The sequence below is a fragment of the Shimia sp. NS0008-38b genome (genome assembly GCF_040370365.1).
GTDB lineage: Bacteria > Pseudomonadota > Alphaproteobacteria > Rhodobacterales > Rhodobacteraceae > Shimia.
On record NZ_BAABWQ010000002.1, the window covers coordinates 661,131 to 682,487 of the forward strand.

General features: G+C 56.3%; 20 protein-coding genes. 8 read left to right on the forward strand and 12 right to left on the reverse strand.

Annotated features, from left to right (window positions below; all coding sequences use genetic code 11):
- Window positions 1-13 precede the first annotated feature (13 nt).
- Window positions 14-439 carry an organic hydroperoxide resistance protein gene (locus ABWV47_RS09290; protein WP_353311016.1) on the forward strand — a complete coding sequence of 142 codons (426 nt, stop codon included), beginning with the start codon at window positions 14-16 and terminating at the stop codon, window positions 437-439.
- Between the two features lie 82 nt (window positions 440-521).
- Here the strand turns inward: ABWV47_RS09290 and ABWV47_RS09295 are convergent, their stop codons facing one another.
- Window positions 522-1,730 (reverse strand): aminopeptidase P family protein, encoded by a 1,209-nt coding sequence (locus ABWV47_RS09295; RefSeq protein WP_353311018.1) that lies wholly within the window; start codon window positions 1,728-1,730, stop codon window positions 522-524.
- Window positions 1,731-1,941: 211 nt separating this feature from the next.
- Here ABWV47_RS09295 and ABWV47_RS09300 point away from each other — a divergent pair, with 211 nt between their 5' ends.
- Window positions 1,942-2,913 carry a P1 family peptidase gene (locus ABWV47_RS09300; protein ID WP_353311020.1) on the forward strand — a complete coding sequence of 324 codons (972 nt, stop codon included), beginning with the start codon at window positions 1,942-1,944 and terminating at the stop codon, window positions 2,911-2,913.
- Here the strand turns inward: ABWV47_RS09300 and ABWV47_RS09305 are convergent.
- Window positions 2,910-3,689 (reverse strand): hormone-sensitive lipase, encoded by a 780-nt coding sequence (locus tag ABWV47_RS09305; RefSeq protein ID WP_353311022.1) that lies wholly within the window; start codon window positions 3,687-3,689, stop codon window positions 2,910-2,912. The genes ABWV47_RS09300 and ABWV47_RS09305 overlap by 4 nt on opposite strands.
- 165 nt (window positions 3,690-3,854) lie before the next feature.
- Here ABWV47_RS09305 and ABWV47_RS09310 point away from each other — a divergent pair, with 165 nt between their 5' ends.
- Window positions 3,855-6,038 (forward strand): esterase-like activity of phytase family protein, encoded by a 2,184-nt coding sequence (locus tag ABWV47_RS09310; protein WP_353311023.1) that lies wholly within the window; start codon window positions 3,855-3,857, stop codon window positions 6,036-6,038.
- A 53-nt stretch (window positions 6,039-6,091) separates the two neighbouring features.
- On the opposite strand, the gene ABWV47_RS09315 is transcribed toward ABWV47_RS09310, so the two are convergent.
- The 7 genes from ABWV47_RS09315 to ABWV47_RS09345 all read right to left on the reverse strand — a co-directional run bounded on the left by ABWV47_RS09315 (window position 6,092) and on the right by ABWV47_RS09345 (window position 13,773).
- Entirely contained in the window at window positions 6,092-7,294 is a 1,203-nt protein-coding gene (locus tag ABWV47_RS09315) for an MFS transporter (RefSeq protein WP_353311025.1), read from the reverse strand.
- 135 nt (window positions 7,295-7,429) lie between these two features.
- A complete protein-coding gene (locus tag ABWV47_RS09320) occupies window positions 7,430-7,903 on the reverse strand; it encodes an Hsp20 family protein (RefSeq protein ID WP_353311027.1) in 474 nt (157 codons plus the stop codon).
- Window positions 7,904-8,024: 121 nt separating this feature from the next.
- The gene (locus ABWV47_RS09325; RefSeq protein WP_353311029.1) at window positions 8,025-8,852 is read right to left on the reverse strand and encodes a trypsin-like serine peptidase; all 828 of its coding nucleotides are present in this window, start codon (window positions 8,850-8,852) and stop codon (window positions 8,025-8,027) included.
- Between the two features lie 37 nt (window positions 8,853-8,889).
- Window positions 8,890-9,711 carry a trypsin-like serine peptidase gene (locus ABWV47_RS09330; protein ID WP_422062870.1) on the reverse strand — a complete coding sequence of 274 codons (822 nt, stop codon included), beginning with the start codon at window positions 9,709-9,711 and terminating at the stop codon, window positions 8,890-8,892.
- A gap of 83 nt (window positions 9,712-9,794) precedes the next feature.
- A complete protein-coding gene (gene glcF / locus ABWV47_RS09335) occupies window positions 9,795-11,117 on the reverse strand; it encodes a glycolate oxidase subunit GlcF (RefSeq protein ID WP_353311031.1) in 1,323 nt (440 codons plus the stop codon).
- Between the two features lie 4 nt (window positions 11,118-11,121).
- A complete protein-coding gene (locus tag ABWV47_RS09340) occupies window positions 11,122-12,258 on the reverse strand; it encodes an FAD-binding protein (protein ID WP_353311033.1) in 1,137 nt (378 codons plus the stop codon).
- A gap of 75 nt (window positions 12,259-12,333) precedes the next feature.
- Entirely contained in the window at window positions 12,334-13,773 is a 1,440-nt protein-coding gene (locus ABWV47_RS09345; RefSeq protein ID WP_353311035.1) for an FAD-linked oxidase C-terminal domain-containing protein, read from the reverse strand.
- 84 nt (window positions 13,774-13,857) lie between these two features.
- On the opposite strand from ABWV47_RS09345, the gene ABWV47_RS09350 reads away from it, so the two are divergent.
- Complete coding sequence (locus ABWV47_RS09350) at window positions 13,858-14,556, forward strand: DUF599 domain-containing protein (RefSeq protein WP_353311037.1); 699 nt, start codon at window positions 13,858-13,860, stop codon at window positions 14,554-14,556.
- A 52-nt stretch (window positions 14,557-14,608) separates the two neighbouring features.
- On the opposite strand, the gene rlmH is transcribed toward ABWV47_RS09350, so the two are convergent.
- The 3 genes from rlmH to ABWV47_RS09365 all read right to left on the reverse strand — a co-directional run bounded on the left by rlmH (window position 14,609) and on the right by ABWV47_RS09365 (window position 17,043).
- Complete coding sequence (rlmH, locus tag ABWV47_RS09355) at window positions 14,609-15,085, reverse strand: 23S rRNA (pseudouridine(1915)-N(3))-methyltransferase RlmH (protein ID WP_353311039.1); 477 nt, start codon at window positions 15,083-15,085, stop codon at window positions 14,609-14,611.
- Between the two features lie 46 nt (window positions 15,086-15,131).
- Window positions 15,132-15,548, reverse strand: a complete 417-nt coding sequence (gene rsfS / locus ABWV47_RS09360) for a ribosome silencing factor (RefSeq protein WP_422062865.1) — start codon at window positions 15,546-15,548, stop codon at window positions 15,132-15,134.
- A gap of 211 nt (window positions 15,549-15,759) precedes the next feature.
- Window positions 15,760-17,043 (reverse strand): mechanosensitive ion channel family protein, encoded by a 1,284-nt coding sequence (locus ABWV47_RS09365; RefSeq protein WP_353312072.1) that lies wholly within the window; start codon window positions 17,041-17,043, stop codon window positions 15,760-15,762.
- 422 nt (window positions 17,044-17,465) lie between these two features.
- On the opposite strand from ABWV47_RS09365, the gene leuC reads away from it, so the two are divergent.
- From leuC to ABWV47_RS09385, 4 genes are all read left to right on the forward strand, one after another.
- Window positions 17,466-18,872: a 3-isopropylmalate dehydratase large subunit gene (gene leuC, locus ABWV47_RS09370; RefSeq protein WP_353311041.1), complete on the forward strand. Its 1,407-nt coding sequence runs from the start codon at window positions 17,466-17,468 to the stop codon at window positions 18,870-18,872.
- Entirely contained in the window at window positions 18,872-19,477 is a 606-nt protein-coding gene (gene leuD, locus ABWV47_RS09375) for a 3-isopropylmalate dehydratase small subunit (RefSeq protein WP_353311043.1), read from the forward strand. Before leuC ends, leuD begins: the two co-directional genes overlap by 1 nt.
- Window positions 19,478-19,568: 91 nt before the next feature.
- Entirely contained in the window at window positions 19,569-20,102 is a 534-nt protein-coding gene (locus ABWV47_RS09380) for a GNAT family N-acetyltransferase (RefSeq protein ID WP_353311045.1), read from the forward strand.
- A gap of 340 nt (window positions 20,103-20,442) precedes the next feature.
- Window positions 20,443-21,288, forward strand: a complete 846-nt coding sequence (locus tag ABWV47_RS09385) for a hypothetical protein (protein WP_353311047.1) — start codon at window positions 20,443-20,445, stop codon at window positions 21,286-21,288.
- Window positions 21,289-21,357 lie beyond the last annotated feature (69 nt).

The window sequence follows — 21,357 nt, forward strand, 5'->3', positions numbered from 1 at the left end:
ATTGGAGACGATCATGTTGCAATCCACGCTCTACGCCACCTCGGCCATCGCGACAGGTGGCCGCGAAGGCCACGTCACATCCGTTGACGGGAAATTGGATGTCATGCTGTCCACCCCCAAAGAACTGGGCGGTGCAGGCGGCTCGGGGACCAACCCAGAACAGATGTTCGCCGCAGGGTATGCTGCCTGCTTTCTATCGGCGCTAAAACTGATGGCCAGCCAACAAAACCAAACCCTGTCCGAGGACACATCCGTAACCACAACTGTTGGCATCGGTCCACGCACAGATGGCGGCTTTGGTCTCGACGTTGCCCTGAAAATCGCCATCCCAAGCTTGGACAAAGATGTCGCCGAAAAACTAATCGCGGATGCGCACGTAACCTGCCCCTACAGCCACGCCACCAAAGGCAGCCTGACCATCACGCCTGAATTGGCGTAACCAATCGGCACTCAGCGCCAAACTGGCCGCCCCTAATAGGGCGGCCAAATCGGGTCGCACCCGTCAGGGGGCGTCATTTGGGTCACCCAACAACATTGAACTCTGGCCCATAGGGATAGCCGGTGATGTTCTCATTGCCATCTTCTTTGATGACCAAGATATCATGTTCGCGATATCCTCCGGCACCGGGCTGACCATCTGCAATCGTCAACATCGGCTCCATCGAAATCACCATGCCCGGTTCAAGTACCGTTGGGATATCTTCGCGCAATTCCAACCCGGCTTCGCGTCCGTAGTAATGGCTCAAAACGCCAAAGCTGTGACCATACCCAAAGGTGCGATACTGAAGCAAATCCCGTTCCGCAAAGAAGTCGTTGATCTGTTCCGTCACCTCTGCGCAGCTGGCGCCCGGCTGTAGCAGTGAAATGCCCAATTCATGCGCCCCCACGTTGGCGTCCCAGAGCTTTAGGCTGGCCTCATCCACTTCACCCACAAACAATGTCCGCTCCAAAGCTGTATAGTAGCCGGAGATCATCGGAAAAGTGTTCAGAGATAAGATGTCCCCTCGCTGCAGCTTACGAGACGTTACTGGATTGTGCGCCCCATCCGTGTTGATACCGGATTGGAACCACACCCATGTGTCACGGTACTCTGCGTCTGGAAACCGTTTGGCGATCTCCAATTCCATCGCATCTCGCCCCGCCATCGCCACATCAATCTCGCGGACACCTTCTTTGATGGCATCTCGGATTGCATAACCGCCAACGTCCGCAACAGCAGCGCCTGCACGGATCAATTCAATCTCCGCAGCACTTTTGTGCATCCGCTGCCGCATGGTCGGCTCGTAAAGGTCAACCACGTTTGACGGCGCAAGAAAACTCTGCATTTTACCCTGCTGCAACAGCGTCAAGTGATCGCTTTCAAAACCAATCACGGCACGCGCGCCGGTGATAGATTTGATCGCACGCCAGTAGTTGTCGCGCTGCCAATCCGTGTAAGTGATGTTGTCACCGTAGCACCGTCGCCAAGGCTGTCCTGCGTCAATGCCTGCGGAGATCGTCACACACTCCGTTGGCGTGACCACCACCGCATAGGGTCGACCGAAGGCGCAATAAGTGAATCCCGAATAGTAAGACACATTGTGCATCGACGTGAAGACAGCCGCATCGACACCCTGCTCTGACATGATGGCGCGCAGCCCGGCCACGCGCGCAGCATACTCGGCTTCCGCAAATTGCAGCGGGGCTTTTTCACCATTGTGAAAACGATAGAATTCTGGACGTGCAGTCATTTTGACCTCCGATAAAAGAGGTCCCGGCGTTCAGGACTGGAAAGAATCAAGCGCATTTCAAAGGAAATGTGGCGACGCCATCGCCGGTGCTTGATGGCTTTTTGCCAAAGACCAAACCGCAAAGACAACAAGATTCCGACATTCAGAGCCCACCCGCGACCTTGCGCCCAAAAATTCCGCGCCTACTGTGACAGGCAACAGGAGGCGCGCCATGCAAACCGGACCCCGAAATCTGATTACAGACGTCGCAGGTCTGCGCGTCGGAAATGCCCAAGACTCCACGATCAAGACCGGGACAACCGTTTTGGTCGCAGATGCGCCGTTTACCTGTGGCGTTTCCGTGATGGGGGGCGCACCGGGCACGCGCGAAACCGACCTTCTGGCACCCGACAAGACTGTACAACAAGTGGACGCGCTGACCCTGTCCGGCGGCTCCGCTTTTGGGTTGGACGCCCCTTCCGGCGTCGCGGATGCACTGCGCACCCAAGGGCGCGGCTTTCCGGTTGGTGATCAGACCGTCCCCATTGTGCCGGGCGCGATTCTGTTTGATCTGCTCAATGGCGGCGACAAAAACTGGACCGAAAACCCGTACAAAGCCCTCGGCAAAGCGGCGCTGGAAGCGGCGTCGCCAGACTTCAATCTGGGCTCCTTTGGCGCGGGGACTGGTGGCACACTTGCATCGCACAAAGGTGGGCTCGGCTCTGCCTCTATGGTCCTGCCATCTGGCCACACAGTTGGCGCGTTGGTCGCTGTAAACGCCATTGGGGACGCTTCTCCGGATGGGGCGCATTTCTGGGCCGCCCCATGGGAAATAGAGGAGGAATTTGGCGGAAAAGGACTGATATCATCCCCCGCCACAGACTTCCCCAAAATCAAAGGCGCAACCCAAAACACCACCATCGCCATCGTGGCCACGGACGCAGATCTCACCCAAGCTCAATGTACCCGCATGGCCACCGCAGCTCACGACGGCATGGCGCGCGCGCTGGTGCCATCTCATACCCCGATGGACGGCGATTTGATCTTTGGGGTGAGCATGGGCACGATGCCTTTAAGCGCCGAGCAGACCAACACCATTTGGTTCGGCCATGCCGCCGCCACATGCCTTGCACGCGCCATCGCGCGAGGTGTTTGGCTGGCCACTCCAGCGACCGGCGATACACATCCTTGCTTTAGCGCCTAAGCAAACAACATCCGCGCCATATCACTGTCTGGATCGGCAAAGGCATCAATCACATCAAAGTGGTGCTTGCCGCCTGCCACAATCATATCACAGCCCCACGCGTCCGCCAGCCACCGCGCTTGATCAAGAAACACAGGACGCTCTTGTGCGCCCACAAGAACGGTCACTTCAATGCCGTTCCGGGCCGGCAATAGCATTGGGCTTTCCGCATCACATTCCGCGTCATCTAGCTTCAAATCTGCATTCATCGAGGTCTTCATCAAAGGCCGCAAATCAGACACCGGCGAAATTGGAACAACCCGCGTGATCCGTCCGGCCACACCCTCCGGCAAAACCCCTTCACACATCATCCGTGCTACCAAATGGCCCCCAGCAGAGTGCCCAGCCAGCAGGATCGGCCCAGCAACGACCTCCGCCGCCGCGTTTACAGCTGCGGCAATCTGCTGGGTGATCTCGGAAATGCGCACTTTGGGAGCAAGCTCATATGAAGGCAGCGCCACCGCCCAACCATGCACAACCGCAGCCCGTGCAAACTGGCTCCAATAAGATTTATCAAATCGAAGCCAATACCCCCCATGCACAAACACCAACAAGCCCTTTGGCGTGCTTTCAGGCCGGATCAAATCGAACTTGAGGCGATCTCCGTCGCCATATGGCACGTCCACCTCTGCGTTGGTTTCCAAACGATACGCAGCGGCCTCTTTGGCCCACCGTGGCGGAAAATCCGCCGCACCCGAAATATAGGCAGCGTTCGCATAAGCATCATCCCAGTCCATTGTCTTTCTCCCCTGTGCCACGCCACTTTGCTTCAATGTACTTCAAACTTCAAATACCTTTCGGCACCCCGAAAACTACGCCCTTAACAATTCTGTCACCCTACCGTTACGGACCCGTCATCTGCACATGCGACCCACGCGACATTATAAACATGGAGATGCCAAATGTTGCTTCGCAGCCTTTGCCTGACGTCGGCTCTTGCCTTGACCGCTGGTCACGCCGTCGCAGATATGAATTTCAACCGCATCGCTTCGTTCCCTGTTGTTAAAAACATGGCCGATGGCGAAGACACCAAACGCGAAACCTCCCCTGAAATCATCGCCGCCACAGCTGACGGCATGACCTTGGTTTACACTGACAGCCCCTTGGGCGCACTTGGACGGATCGACATCACGGATCCCACCAACCCTAAGCCATTGGGCAACATCGCGCTGGACGGCGAACCCACGTCGGTTGGCGTTGTGGGTGATCTCGCCCTCGTTGGCGTGAACACCTCTGAGAGCTACACAGCGCCGTCCGGCGTGCTACAGGCGATCAACATTGCCGACGGCACTGTGGTGACATCCTGTGACCTGGGTGGTCAGCCCGACAGCGTTGCGATCGCACCGGACCACAGCTTTGTGTCCGTCGCCATTGAAAACGAGCGCGACGAAGACCTCGGCGACGGCCGCACCGGCCAAATGCCCGCCGGTATGCTCGCAATGGTCGACCTCAAAGACGGTGCTCTGGACTGTGAAACTCTGAGTTTTGTCGACATGACCGGCTTGGCTGAGGTCTCCCCGGAAGATCCAGAGCCCGAATACGTGTCGATCAACAACCTTGGTGAAACCGTTGTCACTCTTCAGGAAAACAACCACATGGTTGTTGTTTCCAAAGACGGGGTGATACTCAACCACTTCTCCGCAGGCACAGTTGATTTAGAGGGCATCGACGCCACGGACGAGCGCGGCGCGTTGATCTTCACCGAGTCTCAGAAAGGCCGGTTGCGCGAACCTGATGCCGTGACTTGGATTGATGACACCCACTTTGCGACAGCCAACGAAGGGGACATGGATGGCGGCTCACGCGGCTGGACCATCTTCAGCAAAGACGGCACCGTTGTGTATGAAAACGGCACCGACTTTGAAAAGGCCATCATCCAGATCGGTCACTACCCTGACAAACGCTCTGACAGCAAAGGCGTTGAGCCTGAGAGTGTGACTTTCGCAACATTCGACGGCACACCTTATGTGTTTGTGGGGGCTGAGCGCGCTTCTGTTGTCGGTGTCTACGACGTGACCAACCCAGCAGCTCCGGTTTTGAAACAGCTGCTGCCATCCGGTGTTGGACCAGAAGGCTACGTGGCCATTCCAGAGCGCAACCTGCTGATCTCCGCCAACGAGAAAGACCTCATTGAAGACAACGGCGCACGGGCTCACGTGATGTTGTTTGAATATCAGGACGCTCCGGCAACCTACCCGCACTTGACATCCGAAGGTGCTGACGAACTGATCGGCTGGGGCGCAATCTCTGGCATGGTGGCAGACAAGGACGGCATCGTTTGGGCTGTGAATGACAGCTTCTACGGCTTCCAGCCATCGATCTTTAAGATCGACACCAACCAAACACCGGCCAAAATCGTGGACGTCATTCGCGTGACGCGCAACGGCACACCAGCACAGAAACTGGACCTCGAAGGCATCACGCTGGACGGCAAAGGTGGCTTCTACGTGGCGTCTGAGGGCCGCACCGAGCGCTTGATCCCACACGCAATCTACCACGTTGCCGCAGACGGTTCGATCCAGAACCTGAAAGGCGAATTTGGCATCCCCGCAGAGCTGGCAGCCGCTGAAAAACGCTTCGGCTTTGAAGGCGTCACCAAAATTGGCGACACCCTGTGGATGGCAGTTCAGCGCGAGTGGAAAGACGACCCAAAGAACCACGTGAAACTGGTGTCCTACGACCTCAACACCAAAGAATGGGGTGCCGTGCACTATCCAAAAGCTGAGCCAGCAACGGGCTGGGTGGGGCTGTCGGAAATCGTGTACCACGCCGATTGGGTTTACATCGTGGAGCGTGACAACCAACACGACCACCGGGCTGTAACCAAGAAGATCTACCGCGTTCCTGCCTCCGAAATGGTGCCTGCAGCACTGGGTGGCCCACTTCCAGTGGTCAATAAAACTCTGGTGCGTGACCTGCTGCCTGACCTGACATCTACCGGCGGCTACGTGCTGGATAAGGTTGAAGGCCTTGCCATCATGGAAGATGGCACCGCCTTCTTCTCCACCGACAACGACGGTGTGGATGACCACTCGGGCGAAACCATTTTCGTGAACATTGGCAACATCGAACCTGCTGCCAACTGATCTGTCGCTGCCCGTCAGACAGACCGGGCCTCATTGTCGCAAGACAGTGAGGCCTATGCTTTTAAACGGGCCAAAAACAGATACGTGGTCACGCAAATAGCCGACAGGCTTCCGGTCCAGATCAGGGCGGTCTGAAATCCCAACCAATCCGCCAACACGCCAATGGCGCCCGCCCCAAGTGCCGCCCCACCGGCAGCCACAACAGCCCAAAGGCTCATCACCCGTCCGCGCATGTCATCCTCCAGATCAAGCTGAACGGCGGTCTGGATCGAAATCGCCGTTAACGTTGTGACAAAGGACATGCATGCCGCCACGGTCAATGCCATGCCCCATGTTCCCGCCATCCCAAGCAGCACCACCAAAAACAGGCCCATCACAATCGACAACCGCGACAAAAATGGCAAACGTCCAGGTGCCTGTGGTGGCAACGCCGCTTGGGAAAACCCGCCCAGAACCGCCCCGGCGCCACTGACGCTGGTCAAAAGTCCCAGCCCATCAGCCCCGCGCCCAAAGACACCATCCGCAAGCGGTGGCAGGACTTCCAACGCGCCGCGCGCCACCAAACCCAAAGCGCCGCCCAAAAACATCGCCTCTCGCACAGGGGCGGCTTGCCAGACATAGCGCAGCCCCGTCAGCAGCGCCTTAAAAAACGGCTCGGGCGCATGGCCTGTGTCTCGTCTGGGCCGCACTGTCACACGAGTCAAAACAAACAGGTACGGCACAAACAACAGCCACTGCACCATCAACGTATGGCCCACGCCAATCGTGGCAATCAGCACCCCGCCAACAGCGGGCCCCACCATACGCGCAACGTTGAAGTTGATCGCCACAATGGTCACAACCGAGCTGACATATTCACGCCGCACCAATCGCGGCGTCAGCGCCATACGCACCGGATGGTTCGCCGCCATCACCACACCAATCAGCAACGATAGAATTGCCAGCATCAATGGTGTTTCTTTCCCCAATGACACCAACGCCCAGAGCAACAGACATAGTAGAAAATTGCTCCCCTGAACCACCAGAATCGCGCGTTTCACACTTACCCGATCGACCAAGACGCCAAACAGCGGCGACAGCACAATGGCTGGTGCAAACAGCAACATCGCCACCAAACCCACAAAGCTTGGCGCCCCTGTCATCTCCCACGCCAACCATCCCATGGCCACGCGCTGCATCCACAATCCCAACAGCCCAAAGGCCGCACCAAACACATAGGCTCGGAAATTGCCCGACTTCAAAGCCCCAAGGTTCACGTGCCACTCCAATTTTTTGAAAACACGCGCCACCTTGACTTGAACAAATGGAGAACACAACCCCAAAGAGAAACGCGCGCCCCAACGGGACGCGCGCCTGACAACAAGGGAAGGATTATGTCAGTTCAGGGAGGGTTAGTTGACCGCCTTAGCGTCAACAACGTCTTGCTCAACGGCTTTGGCGCCGCCGGTGGAAATCTCGATCCGACGTGGTTTGAGCGCCTCCGGGATTTCGCGCTGCAACGCGATGTGCAGCATGCCGTCTTCATGGCTTGCACCTGTCACACGCACATGGTCCGCGAGATGGAAGCGACGTTCAAAGGCACGAGTGGCGATACCACGGTGCAAATACGTCTTGCCAGTCGGCTCATCGCCTTTCTTCGCAGTCACGATCAAAGAGTTTTCTTTGACCTCAAGGCTCAAGTCAGCAGCTGAAAACCCAGCCACAGCCAGCGAGATGCGATACGCATCATCGGCAGTCTTCTCGATGTTATAAGGGGGGTAGCTCGGCTGAGCCACGTCGTTGGACAGAACGCGGTCCATCATGTTTGCCAGTTGGTCAAAACCAACGGTCGACCGGTACAGGGGTGCCAGATCAAAAGTGCGCATGGGTTATCCTCCATTGAGCGACAACAATATGTTAGATGCCTTCCATTCGGACAGGCTGTGGTATGTGAGACCCGATCATCGGCGCCTCATGTTACTCAATCTGGGAAGGTATTTTGGGGTTTCAACCCCCGTCGGCCCGGATAAATTTTGCACCGGTGCCAGACCTGTTACCAATCTGAATCCGCTTTGCCCCTCCAGTGGAGCGCACCGACGGGGCGTCCTCCACTCGCAACCGGCGTTTTAGCTCTGCCACAGCGTCAGTCAACGCCATACCATAGGACCGCTTTATGCCCTCTGCCGTTTCACCAGTGGCAGAAATCACCGACAATATGCGCATACGGTTTCCATGGCGCACAAACACCGGCGCGCCCGATGACCCGTAGGTCACATCGCAATCCAGCGTCAAAAGACCCCAGCCTTGGCTCAAAACAGAGCAATCTCGCTGCCATGACAGGTGCTCGCTGCGACCACGCCCATAGCTGAGCACCGACACTTCGTCGCCATCTTGAGGGTCCGTATGGATGACAAATGGATCAGCAACATCGCTTAATATCGGCGCGGACAAACGCAGCAGGGCCACATCGTGACGCATCATTTGAGGTCGAATTTTGGGGCTCGCATCGTCCAGATATCCGGCATCGACAACCACACGGTCCACACCCCGTTCTGCCAATGCGACGCCCTCCACATATCCTGCACGAAAGGTGATTTTGTCCGCGGCAACGCGCTTCCCTTCACCGTCAAAAAGACAATGCGCGGCCGTCAAAACCTGATCCGGTGCAATCAAAGCCGCGGAACAATACCCTGTGGTCGCCAAATCAAGTCGTCCCAAGGCTTCCCACCCAAGCAAATCTGCCCGCGTGCGTAAGGGTTGAAGACGTTGCTCTGAAACTGCGGGCAACGCCGAAATCAACGCAACCAACACACTAAGAATAATTGGAAAACGCATAAGACACTCTCTCAACGCCTAAGGTAGACATGCCGAATTAGGGGCGAATGAATTTCGCACCGGTGCTATTGCGGTCTTGAAGCGGGCTCAACTTGCGCACTTTTGGCGATGTGTCATTTTGCGCCGCATAAAGCTCTGCCAAGCTATGATCCAACGCTGCGCCCAGCGCGACTTTGTCGCCGCGCACTTCAGCCTTGGCCGCAACCACAGAGGCAATCCGCACTGCGCCATCTTCAAAGACAAATACCGGCGCCCCGCTGCTGCCAAAATCAATGTTGCAGGACAGCACGTATATCCCGCGCTGACGGCCCATCACTTGGCACATTTCTTGAAATGACGGTGCCTCTTCGCGACCTACAGCGTAGGACACCACGCCGATATGGGCCCCCTTGCGCAGACCTGATGCGGTCTCAAATGGCAAAATCGTTGTGTTGCGAATGGGGTGGTGCAGTTCCAGCAACGCCAAATCGTTCTGAATGTTGCTGATCTCAGACTTCAATGCGGGCACATACTTTGGATGTGCAATGGCGCGACGCACAGAGCGATATGCCTCTGCCCGCCCGTTGCGCCATCCTGCGCGAAACTCAATCTGCGCCACGTCATGGCGCTTGCCCGTTTCTTTTTCATACAAACAATGCGCCGCCGTCAGCACCAAATCGGGAGCGATCAAAGCACCTGTGCAAAAACCGCGACCGTCTAATTCCAAACGGCCTACCGCGCCCCAATCCCGACTGTCTTCTCCGGTATCAAGCCTTTGCAGAGCGGAATCTTGCGCCACCACAAAGGTCGCGCAAAACGCAGCCAACACAAATGTTAAAAGCCGAACCACCATCAGGTCTCCACCAGAATGCCAAGTCATTGGTACATGACCTATCTCTCGCCTAAGGCGGAAATAGGGCGCGACGATGTCACAGCCTTCTTCTGGGTTGCAAGCGCGCCAGCTTAGCGCAGAATTGGGATCTCCGGAACTTTCTTACCCGGTTCCGTCAACGCCCGTGGCTGTGGACCACCCGTGGCCCAATCCAGCAATTCAACCGTATGTACAATCGGCACGTCTGTCGCGCTGCCTATCTGCATCATGCACCCAATGTTGCCGGCCGCAATAATATCAGGGTTTTTCGCTTCCAAAGTCCTGACTTTGCGTGCCTTCAGCTGCCCTGAAATCTCCGGCTGCATCAGATTGTATGTGCCCGCTGACCCACAACACAAATGACTGTCTGCGGGTTCAACCACAGTGAAACCGGCCTTTTTGAGCAGCTCTTTGGGGAAGGTCTTGATCTGTTGTCCATGCTGCAATGAACACGCCGCGTGATACGCCACAACCGTGTGTTTCGCGTCGCCTTCTGGCAGGTCCAGCTTCATCAACACCTCAGACACATCCATCGCGAGTCCACTGACGCGAGAGGCATCTTCGGCAAGCGGGTCATTGCGGAACATATGCCCGTAGTCTTTCACCGTTGTGCCACAGCCCGAGGTGTTGATCACAATCCCGTCCAACCCGGCGCCATCCATCTCCGCACACCACGCCGCAATGTTCTTGGCTGCCGTCGCATGGCTTTCCTTGGCTTTGCCCATGTGGTGGGTCAGTGCACCGCAACAGCCCGCACCCTCTGCCACAACCACTTCACAGCCCAACCGCGTGAGCAAACGAATGGTAGCATCGTTGATATCAGTGTTGAGCGCTTTCTGCGCGCAGCCCGTCATCAACGCCACGCGCATTTTCTTCGTCACAACCGGAGCAAAGCTCTGAGGATCATCATTGCGACTCACTGGCGGGATTGACCGGGGCGCCATATCCAGCATCGCTTTCAGGCGCGCATCTGGCATCAAAAATCGAAACGGTCGGCCGATTTTGGCGCCAATCAACGCCCACCGAAAGCGCATCGGGTAGGGCAGAATCTGCGCCAGAATCCAACGCAGGGCACGATCCGTGAAAGGCCTCTTGTAGGTGTTTTCAATGTACTCACGCGCATGATCTACCAGATGCATATAATGCACCCCACTGGGACAGGTGGTCATACAAGCCAAACAGCTCAAACAACGGTCTATATGCATGACCGTCTTGGCGTCCGGCACACGCTCGTTCTCTAGCATATCTTTGATCTGGTAGATTCGCCCCCGCGGGCTGTCCAACTCGTCGCCAAGCACTTGATATGTCGGGCAAGTCGCCGTGCAGAACCCACAGTGCACACAGGCACGCAAAATGTCATTAGCGCGCTGAATACCCGGATCTTTAAGCTGGTCATCGGTGAATGTCGTTTGCATCTGCCTACCCCATCAATCCCGGATTCAAAATTCCGCGCGGATCAAACTGCGCCCGCAACCCATTGCTCAACGCGGCCAAAGGCGCAGGCTCCGGCTGAAACACAGCCAGTGACTTCCGTGTAGCCTCAGAGCCGCGCACCAAGGTTGCGTGCCCATGAAAATCAACCTGCCGCGCATCAACGCCCTCCGGCATCTTCACCCAAACCAATCCGCCACCCCAATCGTACAGAACCACCAAATCCGGTTGCGCGGCACGTAGATTTGCCACCACGCCTGACGCCTCACTTGGCTTTACGGAAAACCGCCACACGTCCCCGACAGTATTGTGCATCACCGCCACATCCCGCACCCAGGTCCATCCAGCGGCCACCCGGTCGGGATCACGCTCAACAGAGACCTCACCACCAAAACTGCTCAAAACATCCGTCAGCTTTGCTGCGCGATACGCCACAGAGGCCTCAAGGCCCTCAATCCGGATCATCGTCACCGGATGCCCATCCGCACCAACAGGCGCATGTGCGGCTCCGCTTACATCATAGGGCGAGCCCAACGCCGCGCTCATCGCGCTCACAGCATCCACCTCAGACAGGCCGTGTACCAAAACACAGCCCACCGCCTCCGGCATCGCCTGCACCTTTAAACTCACCTCGCTGAGAACACCCAACGTGCCCCAGCTTCCAGCCATCAGCTTTACCAGATCGTAGCCTGTAACATTCTTCATCACCCGCCCACCGTTCTTAAGCGCGCGCCCGGCCCCATCAACAAACCGCACACCCAAAAGGCTGTCGCGACAGGCCCCCACCTGAATACGGCGCGGCCCACTCACATTGGCGGCCACAACGCCACCAATTGTCGACACACCGTCCCCACCCAGAAGCCCCCGATGATCCATCGGCTCAAACGCAAGCCGCTGTTTCTCAGAGGCCAAAGTTGCCTCAATCTCCGCCACCGGTGTTCCAGCCCCAGCAACAAGTGTCAGCGCCCCCGGCTCATAGAGCGACACGCCTGACAGGCCGCCTGTGGACAATACGGCCCCTGCGACCGGCGCACCGATGTCCCGCGTGCCGCCGCCTTGAATACGCAACGCGGCCGTCGCACCCGCCACCATATCGGCCAATTCGGCCTCACTTTTTGGTCTCATCATCTTCTTCTGGCCTCAAAAATCAGGTGGGCACACCAAGGGTGTGACGGGGGCAGCGCCCCCTCCTTATATCGATCACGCTACCGCCATGCGCCGCGTTTCACTGGATGCCAGCGGGAACACTTTGGCAGGGTTCAACAGCCATTTCGGATCGAACACGTCTTTCACAGCCATCTGGATGTCCAAATCTGCGGGCGCATATTGATCCACCATCAAGTCCCGTTTCTCGATGCCAACACCGTGCTCGCCGGTCAGACAACCGCCAACCTCCACGCATAGGCGCAAAATATCCGCCCCAAAGGCTTCACATTTCTCCAAATCACCAGGTTTATTGGCATCAAACAGGATCAAAGGATGCATATTGCCATCGCCAGCGTGAAACACGTTGCCAACGTCCAACCCGTATTCTTTGCTCAGCTCACCAATCCTGCGCAGCACGTAGGGCAGCTGGCTCACCGGAATGGTGCCATCAAGACACATGTAGTCGTTGATCTGCCCCATCGCCCCAAAGGCGGATTTGCGTCCTAGCCAAATGCGCGCGCTTTCATCTGCGCTGCGGCTTTCGCGCAATTCTACCGGATTGTGCGTCCGCGCAATCGCAAGAATACGCTCCAATTGCGCGGCAATCTCTTCTTCGGATCCTTCGACCTCGACAATCAGCAAGGCCTCGCAATCAGGATACCCGGCACCAGCAAATGCCTCGGTCGCACGAATACAAGGCCGATCCATAAACTCAATCGCCACCGGCAAGATGCCCGATTTGATAATGTCAGATACGCATTCCCCAGCAACTTCATTGCTGTCAAAGCCCATCAACACCGGCCGCGCACCTTCCGGTTTGTGCAAGATGCGCAACGTCGCTTCTGTCACAACACCCAACTGGCCTTCGCTGCCGCAGATCACCCCAAGAAGGTCCAACCCGCTCGCGTCAAGATAAGCACCACCAATTTCAACGATCTCGCCCTCCATGGTCACCATGGTCACGCCCATCAAATTGTTGGTCGTTACGCCGTATTTCAAACAATGCGCCCCACCGGAGTTCATGGCGATGTTTCCCGCAATCGCGCATGCAAGCTGACTGGACGGATCAGGCGCATAGAAAAACCCCTCTTCCTCCACCGCGCCAGATACGCTCAAATTTGTGCGGCCTGTTTGAACGCGGATTGTTCTATTCGCGTAATCAGCCTCCAAAACTTCGGTCATGCGCGCAACGCCAAGGATCACCGAATCCGCGGTCGGCATCGCACCACCTGCCAAAGAGGTGCCGGCGCCACGCGGCACCACAGGAACACCCTCGGCATGACAGACCTTCAAAACCGCGGCGACCTCTTGAGTAGAGCTCGGCAGCACCGCCGCCAGGGGCGGACAGCGATATGCTGTTAGGGCATCACATTCATAGGCGCGCGTTTCCGATTCCTCAAAAATCACCGCACTGCGCGGCAACACGTCCTGCAACTGCGCCACAACACGCGCTTTCTTTGCCAAGACTTCGGGGTTCGGTGCTGGCATTTCCATGGCGGGCCTCCCTTTCAATTGGTAAACTAATATAACCAATATTGCAGGCTGGCAAGCGTCATCACATCACGCTACTGTGCCTTTATGACTATCGACATGCTCATTGCCCAATTCTCGCGCCTAGATGCCGCCGCTGTGCTCACCACTCTTCTGGCATGGTTCGCGACCACACACCTCATTGAAAACCCTCCCAAAAACCGACCTTCGGTCTCCCGCCTTATGGCGTTCTATCGACAAGAATGGATGGTGCATTACGTGGAACGCAATGTGCGGGTCTTTGACGCACAGATCATGGGAAACCTGCGCCAAAGCACCGCATTTTTTGCGTCGTCATCCATGATCGCAATTGGTGGTTTGGTGGCATTGATTGGTAATACTGACCAAATTGCCGGTGTCACCAAAGACCTGACACAAACGGCTGAACCCGAATTCGTTTTGGAACTGAAACTTGTGCTTATCTTGGTCTTTATCGGCAATGCATTTTTGAAATTTGTTTGGTCACATCGGCTTTTTGGCTACTGCGCCGTCTTAATGGCTGCCGTTCCAAACGACGCAAATCACCCCGCCGCACTCTCGCGCGCTCAAAAGGCTGGCGCCATCAACATAACCGCCTCACGCAGCTTCAACCGGGGCATCCGCGCGATTTACTTTGGGCTTGCAGCCGCCGCGTGGCTTCTCGGTCCGATCATGTTGATGCTGGGTGTGTGCGTTACAGTGATCGTCTTGGGACGTCGCGAATTCGCGTCGCAATCTCGCGCTGTCTTGCTCCAAGAGCCACGCTAGCAAACGATGTGCGTGGTGAAAGATTCCCTCTGGGAATGATCTTTTCGGCGGCCTACACCCGATGATAGGGCGCCCCAGCCAAAATACTGGCCGCCCGATACAATTGCTCACTCAGCATCACCCGCGCCAACATATGTGGCCAGACCATCTTACCAAAACTCAGCTTCGCATCTGCGCGGGCACGTAATGCGGGCGCAATGCCATCTGCGCCACCGATCACAAAGGCAAGATCGCTGCGACCATCGTCACGCCATCCGGCCAGCATGTTGGAGAACTCAGGGCTGCTCATGAGCTTGCCACGTTCATCGAGCGCGCAAATCACAGCCCCTTTCGGAATCACGCCAGCAAGCAACCCTGCCTCGGCACTCATACCGCCGCCCTTTCGATCATCCACCTCATGCACCGCAACCGGCCCAAGCCCCATGGCTCGGCCCGTACGGTCAAACCGCTTAAGATAGTCGTCAAGAAGGTCGCGCTCAGGGCCGGGGCGAAGCCGCCCGACGGCGCAGATATGCACCTTAAGTGCCATGCCATTCCCTCTGGCTTCGGCCTACGACACCGCGTAGGCCGTCAGATCATGCAGAGCCGCCAGGCACCCACATTTTCTCAAGCTGATAGAAGTCACGCACTTCTGGACGGAAGATATGCACAATCACATCACCGGTATCCACAAGCACCCAATCACCAGTGTCTTTGCCTTCAACCTTTGAAGCGCGGTCAAACTCATGTTTGAGACGTTCAACCATCTTTTCAGCCAAAGCCACCACCTGACGCGAGGAGCGCCCGGAGCAGATCACCATGTAATCGCCAATAGACGTCTTTCCGCGCAGGTCGACCTGCACAATGTCTTCGGCCTTATCTTCATCCAGAGAGGTGAGAATACGGGCAAGCAGTGCTTCGCTTGTCGCATCCGGAGAGTCCGACGTCACAATCGGACCTGTGTCAGTAGCATTTGCCACGTCAGTGTTAAGAGACAGAAGTCTGCCCTCCATATAGCACACCGCAAAACCCCGGTGCCGGGTGTAATTTCAAGATAGCACCGGTTGATCGATTTCTCAACGAAAGGCAAGCGAATTTCGCGCCGATACAAAAAGAGACTGCACAAAACATGAGCTTTTTGCACCCAACACAACTCAGGAGCTTAGCTCGTTGCTGGCGAAAGACACCCATATCCCGGCAAGACCTCGAGCCAAATGAAGCTGGCTAGCGGCTGGCCTCCGCTGGAGTCTCTTCCAACATGCGCACTTCGCGCTGTGGGAATGGCAACGAAATCTCATGTAATTTAAACGCATCCCAAAGCGCCAGATAGACATTGCCACGGATGTTGGTCAGCCCGCCGGTTGGGTCCTCGATCCAGAACCGGAGAACATAATCAACGCTGCTGTCACCAAACCCCACAATATGACAAACGGGTGTGTTGGGATAAGTCAGCACGCGCCCCACGGATTTTGCAGCCTCTACAGCCACTTTCCGAACCAAATGCGGGTCATCGCCATAAGCCGTGCCAAAAAAGATATCGAGCCGAACATAGGCATCTGAATGGGACCAATTTACCACTTGATTGGTGATCAGATCTTCATTTGGGATCAAAAATTCTTTGCCGTCGCGTGTGACCACGCTGATGTAGCGCGCGCCCAAAGAGTTGATCCAGCCAAACGTTTCCCCCAACGAAATCACATCGCCAGGCTTGATTGACTTGTCCATCACAATGATCAGCCCGGACACAAGATTGGACACCACTTTTTGCAAACCGAATCCAAGCCCCACACCGATGAAACCGGTCAGAAAGGCAAGTCCTTGCAGATCAAAGCCAATGATTTTCAGCCCAACAAAGAACGCGGTCGCATAGATGAACACTTGGAGCAACTTGCCAAACAGCACCCGCATTGAAGGTGAAATGTCTTCGCTGCTTTTGAGCCGCGCATCTGCTTGCCGAGACACCAAGCGTGTCACTGCAAAAGTGAGCCCCAACAACAGCAGAGCCTGAGCAATCATCCACAGCGAGATCCGGGTTTCGCCAAACACCAAAGCCATACTGTCCATCAGCCGCACAGCATCTGCCCGCAGCCCCGTCAGCACCAACGTCACCCAAATCCAAGCGCCATACCGTAGGAACGTTCGCAACGTAGTGTTCTGAACCACGCGCAACACCACAACCACAACCAGCCAAGCCAAGGCCAGATTGGCGAGCCCCACCAACAGATAGGACCGGCTGGGCCATGTGACCGCACGCATCACCCAAACAGTAAACCATATCAAAGCGTTAAACACGATCAACGACATGCGTCGATGCACCATCATTGCATAGCGATACCGCAGTTTGGACCACCCGTCGCGCGTCTTGAGCCAGTCATAAAATCGCGGTTTTAGGATCATCGAAACCACAAGCGCCGCTGCCAGCAACAGCAATGCGATCAAGATCTGATACGCCGCCCATGGCCGCAGCAATGTTTCCGAAAAATCGACCACTCGCCCCCATATGACCATGGCGATTTCTGTGGTTTCGGTGGTGTTCTCTTGCGGAGGGGTGGCCACAACATCGCGCGCAACACCTGCGATGCGGTCCAGTTCGGATTGCGCTGTCTCTGTCACAGCTTCCGACGTCGTCGTTGTCTCTTCTTCCATTGCCGCATACTTGCATGACCACGCCCCCCGCTGCAACGCACCAGTGCCGCGACATAGAAGCCGTCATTTGCCCGATCTCCTCTTCTGCTTGAAGGAATCTGTCGGCCCGTGTAAGCGGGGAGCATGAAACGCATCTATGACATCGCCGACCGCGCCTTTTTGCCTTGGCGCTTCTTCGGCCAATCAAAATCCGTCATCGCCGCGCTATGAGCTTGCGGCGCAGCACAGCTGCGCCTTTCTGACAGCCATACACTTCAGCTACAAAAACAGAATGGAGAGGACCCATGTCCCCCAAAACGCTCTACGATAAAATCTGGGATGCCCATGTCGCACACGAAGCCGACGATGGCACCTGCCTGCTCTATATCGACCGCCACTTGGTCCACGAAGTGACCAGCCCGCAGGCCTTTGAAGGTTTGCGCATGGCCGGTCGCAAAGTGCGCGCGCCAGAAAAAACCATCGCTGTACCAGATCATAACGTCCCGACAACCGAAGGCCGTAACGATCCTACACAGATGACCGAAGAAAGCCGCATTCAAGTGGCTGCGCTGGACACCAACGCAAAAGAATTTGGCGTGCACTACTACCCGGTGTCGGACGTGCGTCAGGGCATCGTGCATATCGTTGGCCCAGAGCAAGGCTGGACATTGCCCGGCATGACCGTGGTCTGCGGCGACAGCCACACAGCCACACACGGCGCGTTTGGTGCGCTGGCCCATGGCATCGGCACATCCGAAGTTGAGCACGTTCTGGCGACACAAACGTTGATCCAGAAGAAATCTCTCAACATGAAGGTTGAGATCACCGGCAAGCTGAAGCCCGGCGTGACCGCCAAAGACATCACGCTGGCTGTGATTGGGGAAACCGGCACCGCTGGCGGCACCGGCTATGTCATCGAATATTGCGGCGAAGCGATCCGCGATCTGTCGATGGAAGGCCGCATGACCGTCTGTAACATGGCCATCGAAGGTGGCGCCCGCGCGGGCCTGATCGCGCCGGATGAAACCACATACAACTACGTTAAAGGCCGCCCACACGCGCCCAAGGCCGGTGCGTTTGAACAAGCGCTTGAATACTGGAAGACGCTCTTCACCGACGAAGGTGCGCATTTTGACAAAGTTGTCACGCTGAAAGGCGAAGACATCCAGCCGGTTGTGACTTGGGGCACCTCGCCCGAAGATGTGCTGCCAATCACAGGCGTTGTGCCACACCCCGAAGATTTCGAAGGCGGTAAGATCGACGCCGCGCGTCGTTCCATCGAATACATGGGGCTGACACCAGGTCAGAAGCTGACCGACATCGAAATCGACACCGTGTTCATCGGGTCCTGCACCAACGGCCGGATCGAAGATTTCCGCGCTGTGGCTGACGTGGTCAAAGGCAAGAAAATCAAAGACGGTATGCGGGCGATGATCGTGCCGGGTTCCGGCCTTGTGCGGGCGCAGGCCGAAGAAGAAGGTCTGGCGGATATCTTCCGCGAGGCAGGCTTTGAATGGCGTCTGGCGGGCTGCTCGATGTGTCTGGCGATGAACCCGGATCAGTTGTCGGAAGGGGAGCGTTGCGCCGCAACCTCAAACCGCAACTTCGAAGGCCGTCAGGGCTATAAGGGCCGCACACACCTTGTGTCACCTGCCATGGCTGCAGCTGCTGCACTGACTGGTAAACTCACCGACATTCGGGAGATGATGTAATGGATAAATTCGAAACCCTCTCCGGCATCGCCGCACCTATGCCGCTGGTGAATATCGACACCGACATGATCATCCCCAAGGTCTTCTTGAAGTCGATTCAGCGGACCGGCTTTGGGGCCAATCTGTTTGATGAGATGCGGTTCAACCGCGACGGCACCGAGATCCCTGATTTTGTGCTGAACAAACCGCAATACCGCGACGCGCAAATCCTTGTGGCGGGTGACAACTTCGGCTGTGGCTCCTCGCGTGAGCACGCGCCTTGGGCAATTGCGGATTTCGGCATCAAATGTGTGATCTCCACATCTTTCGCTGACATCTTCTTCAACAACTGCTTCAAGAACGGCATCCTGCCCATCGTGCTGCCACAAGAGCAGGTCGACCTGTTGATGAAAGACGCCGAAAAAGGCTCCAACGCGCGCATGACCGTCGATCTGGAAGCACAGGAAATCACCTCCTCTGATGGCGATGTGATTGCGTTTGACGTCGATGCATTCAAAAAGCACTGCTTGCTGAACGGCTTGGATGACATTGGCCTGACAATGGAAAAAGTCACATCCATCGATGCGTTTGAAGCCAAAGCAGGGGCTGAACGACCTTGGGTGTGATGACCATCCACACCAAATCTACTTAGAACACCGAATACGCTGGCTCCGTTTGGGGTCAGCGTTTTTTTAAGGGACAAACTCAGTTTTCGATTTGAACAACACATCCTTTGAAACTGAGCGCCTGACTCTGCGCAGTTGTCGGATGGAAGACGCCACCGCATTGCAAGCCTTGATGACCCCCGACATCAGCGCCTGGGTGGCCGTTTGGCCGACACCTCTTTCGTTGAGTGCAACGGAAGCGATCTTGATGGAGTGCATCGCCGCGATGGATGCGGGTCACACCTTTGCAGCCTTGGTCGAAGAAAAAGCCACCGGTCTTGTAATCGGTTGGTTGAAACTGGACATCACCAGCGCGAACAACGTGCAAACCGAGCTGGGCTATTGGATTGGTGAATCCTTCCAACGCCGTGGCTACGCGATGGAAATGTCCAAGGGGGCGATTGCCTTTGCCTTTGATACCTTGGGGGTAAAAAATGTGCGTGCAGGGGCCCAAGTGACCAACACAGCCTCGCTGAATCTCCTACAAAAATTGGGTATGACAGAAGACAGTGTCGAGCGGGTGTGGGCTCCGGCCCGTCAGCGCCATGAGGCGTGCACGTTTTGGGTTTTGGACAGGCCCACCTGATCCGCTGCCGCAAATGTGGCGCAAATACGGCAACCGCCAGACTGTCCTGCCAATCCCTTTTGCAGCCTAGTGCCGCAACAGCCGACGCCCCACCACATTTGGTACCTCCTTGAAAAAAAGAGATTTCATCGCACCCGAAATGATGCATTCGCGCACCAGTACGGCTCAGGCCACGTGGAAACATGGTCAATTTCCAAACAAATCCTTGAGGATTGCCACCCTCCGATGTCACAATAAGGCATAAATGAGGCACCCCGTCGCAAAGGCGGGATCAAGTTGGAACAGATCGCACGCCCCAGAGGCACATAATCGCGACATCCGGTTTGAAAGGGTAAGGGCAGTGATAGGCAAAATCATAGGCGCGGGCACGCGTGCTCTCTTGGTGGCATTGCTGTTTGCATTGCCTGCAATCATCTTGCCGTCGGTCAGCGCTGACGCCATTCAAATCATGATGCTTTTTGCTCTGTTCTCAGCCTGTTTGGTGTTCATCGAATACGTCTCTAGCGCGCCATCCATCATAGAATTCCGCTATGCGCCGCCGTTCAATCGCCTGCGGTTTTTGGCGATCTTCTTTACAGTCTTTGCGCTCTCGGTCATCGCGCGCGGTGAATTGGCACCCAATGCCTTCACATCCTTCCTACATGCCCTCGGCATCATTGTGGGCGACGCGATTGATTTCCCCTATTCCCCGGTCCGCCTGATGGTGATCATGCTTCCGGAGAACGCCACACCAGAGCTCATCCGCGAAGTCCGCACAGCGTCTGGCCTGAGCTACCTGATCTCCTTGATGACGTTGGCAGTCTTTTACTTTTATGCCCGTATCCTTGGCTGGCCAGCCCGCAATGGCGCGTTCAACGTCTGGATCAACCTGCCACTGTTTGATCCCACCGCAGGTGGCGACGTGCTGCCGCGTTTGCAGCGGGATGGGCGTCTTAACATTGCGTTAGGATTTCTGATGCCATTCTTAATTCCAGCGATCATTCAGATGGTATCGGACCTGATTGATCCTATCTATCTGCATGATCCGATGACAATGATCTGGACTATCAGCGCATGGGCCTTTGTTCCCGCCAGTATGATCATGCGCGGCATGGCCATGACCCGTGTTGCCAGCTTGATCGACGAAAACCGACGTCGCGCCTATGCGGCCTCGCGCGGCATGCATCCCGTGTCCTCCACCGCCTGATCTTCGGCGCCCTCTTTGCTTCTGCCAACCTGAGCCACGCTGAAACCGTCCGCGTCGCCACCTATGATG

Coding starts and splice junctions, on each gene's coding strand:
- ABWV47_RS09295 (WP_353311018.1), bottom strand. CDS start 1,730: ATGACTGCACGTCCAGAATTCTATCGTTTTCACAATGGTGAAAAAGCC.
- ABWV47_RS09305 (WP_353311022.1), bottom strand. CDS start 3,689: ATGGACTGGGATGATGCTTATGCGAACGCTGCCTATATTTCGGGTGCG.
- ABWV47_RS09330 (WP_422062870.1), bottom strand. CDS start 9,711: ATGACTTGGCATTCTGGTGGAGACCTGATGGTGGTTCGGCTTTTAACA.
- ABWV47_RS09325 (WP_353311029.1), bottom strand. CDS start 8,852: ATGCGTTTTCCAATTATTCTTAGTGTGTTGGTTGCGTTGATTTCGGCG.
- rlmH (WP_353311039.1), bottom strand. CDS start 15,085: ATGGCACTTAAGGTGCATATCTGCGCCGTCGGGCGGCTTCGCCCCGGC.
- leuC (WP_353311041.1), top strand. CDS start 17,466: ATGTCCCCCAAAACGCTCTACGATAAAATCTGGGATGCCCATGTCGCA.
- leuD (WP_353311043.1), top strand. CDS start 18,872: ATGGATAAATTCGAAACCCTCTCCGGCATCGCCGCACCTATGCCGCTG.
- ABWV47_RS09350 (WP_353311037.1), top strand. CDS start 13,858: ATGACTATCGACATGCTCATTGCCCAATTCTCGCGCCTAGATGCCGCC.
- ABWV47_RS09320 (WP_353311027.1), bottom strand. CDS start 7,903: ATGCGCACTTTTGATCTGGCACCCCTGTACCGGTCGACCGTTGGTTTT.
- ABWV47_RS09310 (WP_353311023.1), top strand. CDS start 3,855: ATGTTGCTTCGCAGCCTTTGCCTGACGTCGGCTCTTGCCTTGACCGCT.
- ABWV47_RS09300 (WP_353311020.1), top strand. CDS start 1,942: ATGCAAACCGGACCCCGAAATCTGATTACAGACGTCGCAGGTCTGCGC.
- ABWV47_RS09345 (WP_353311035.1), bottom strand. CDS start 13,773: ATGGAAATGCCAGCACCGAACCCCGAAGTCTTGGCAAAGAAAGCGCGT.
- rsfS (WP_422062865.1), bottom strand. CDS start 15,548: ATGGAGGGCAGACTTCTGTCTCTTAACACTGACGTGGCAAATGCTACT.
- ABWV47_RS09290 (WP_353311016.1), top strand. CDS start 14: ATGTTGCAATCCACGCTCTACGCCACCTCGGCCATCGCGACAGGTGGC.
- ABWV47_RS09340 (WP_353311033.1), bottom strand. CDS start 12,258: ATGAGACCAAAAAGTGAGGCCGAATTGGCCGATATGGTGGCGGGTGCG.
- glcF (WP_353311031.1), bottom strand. CDS start 11,117: ATGCAAACGACATTCACCGATGACCAGCTTAAAGATCCGGGTATTCAG.
- ABWV47_RS09365 (WP_353312072.1), bottom strand. CDS start 17,043: ATGGTCATATGGGGGCGAGTGGTCGATTTTTCGGAAACATTGCTGCGG.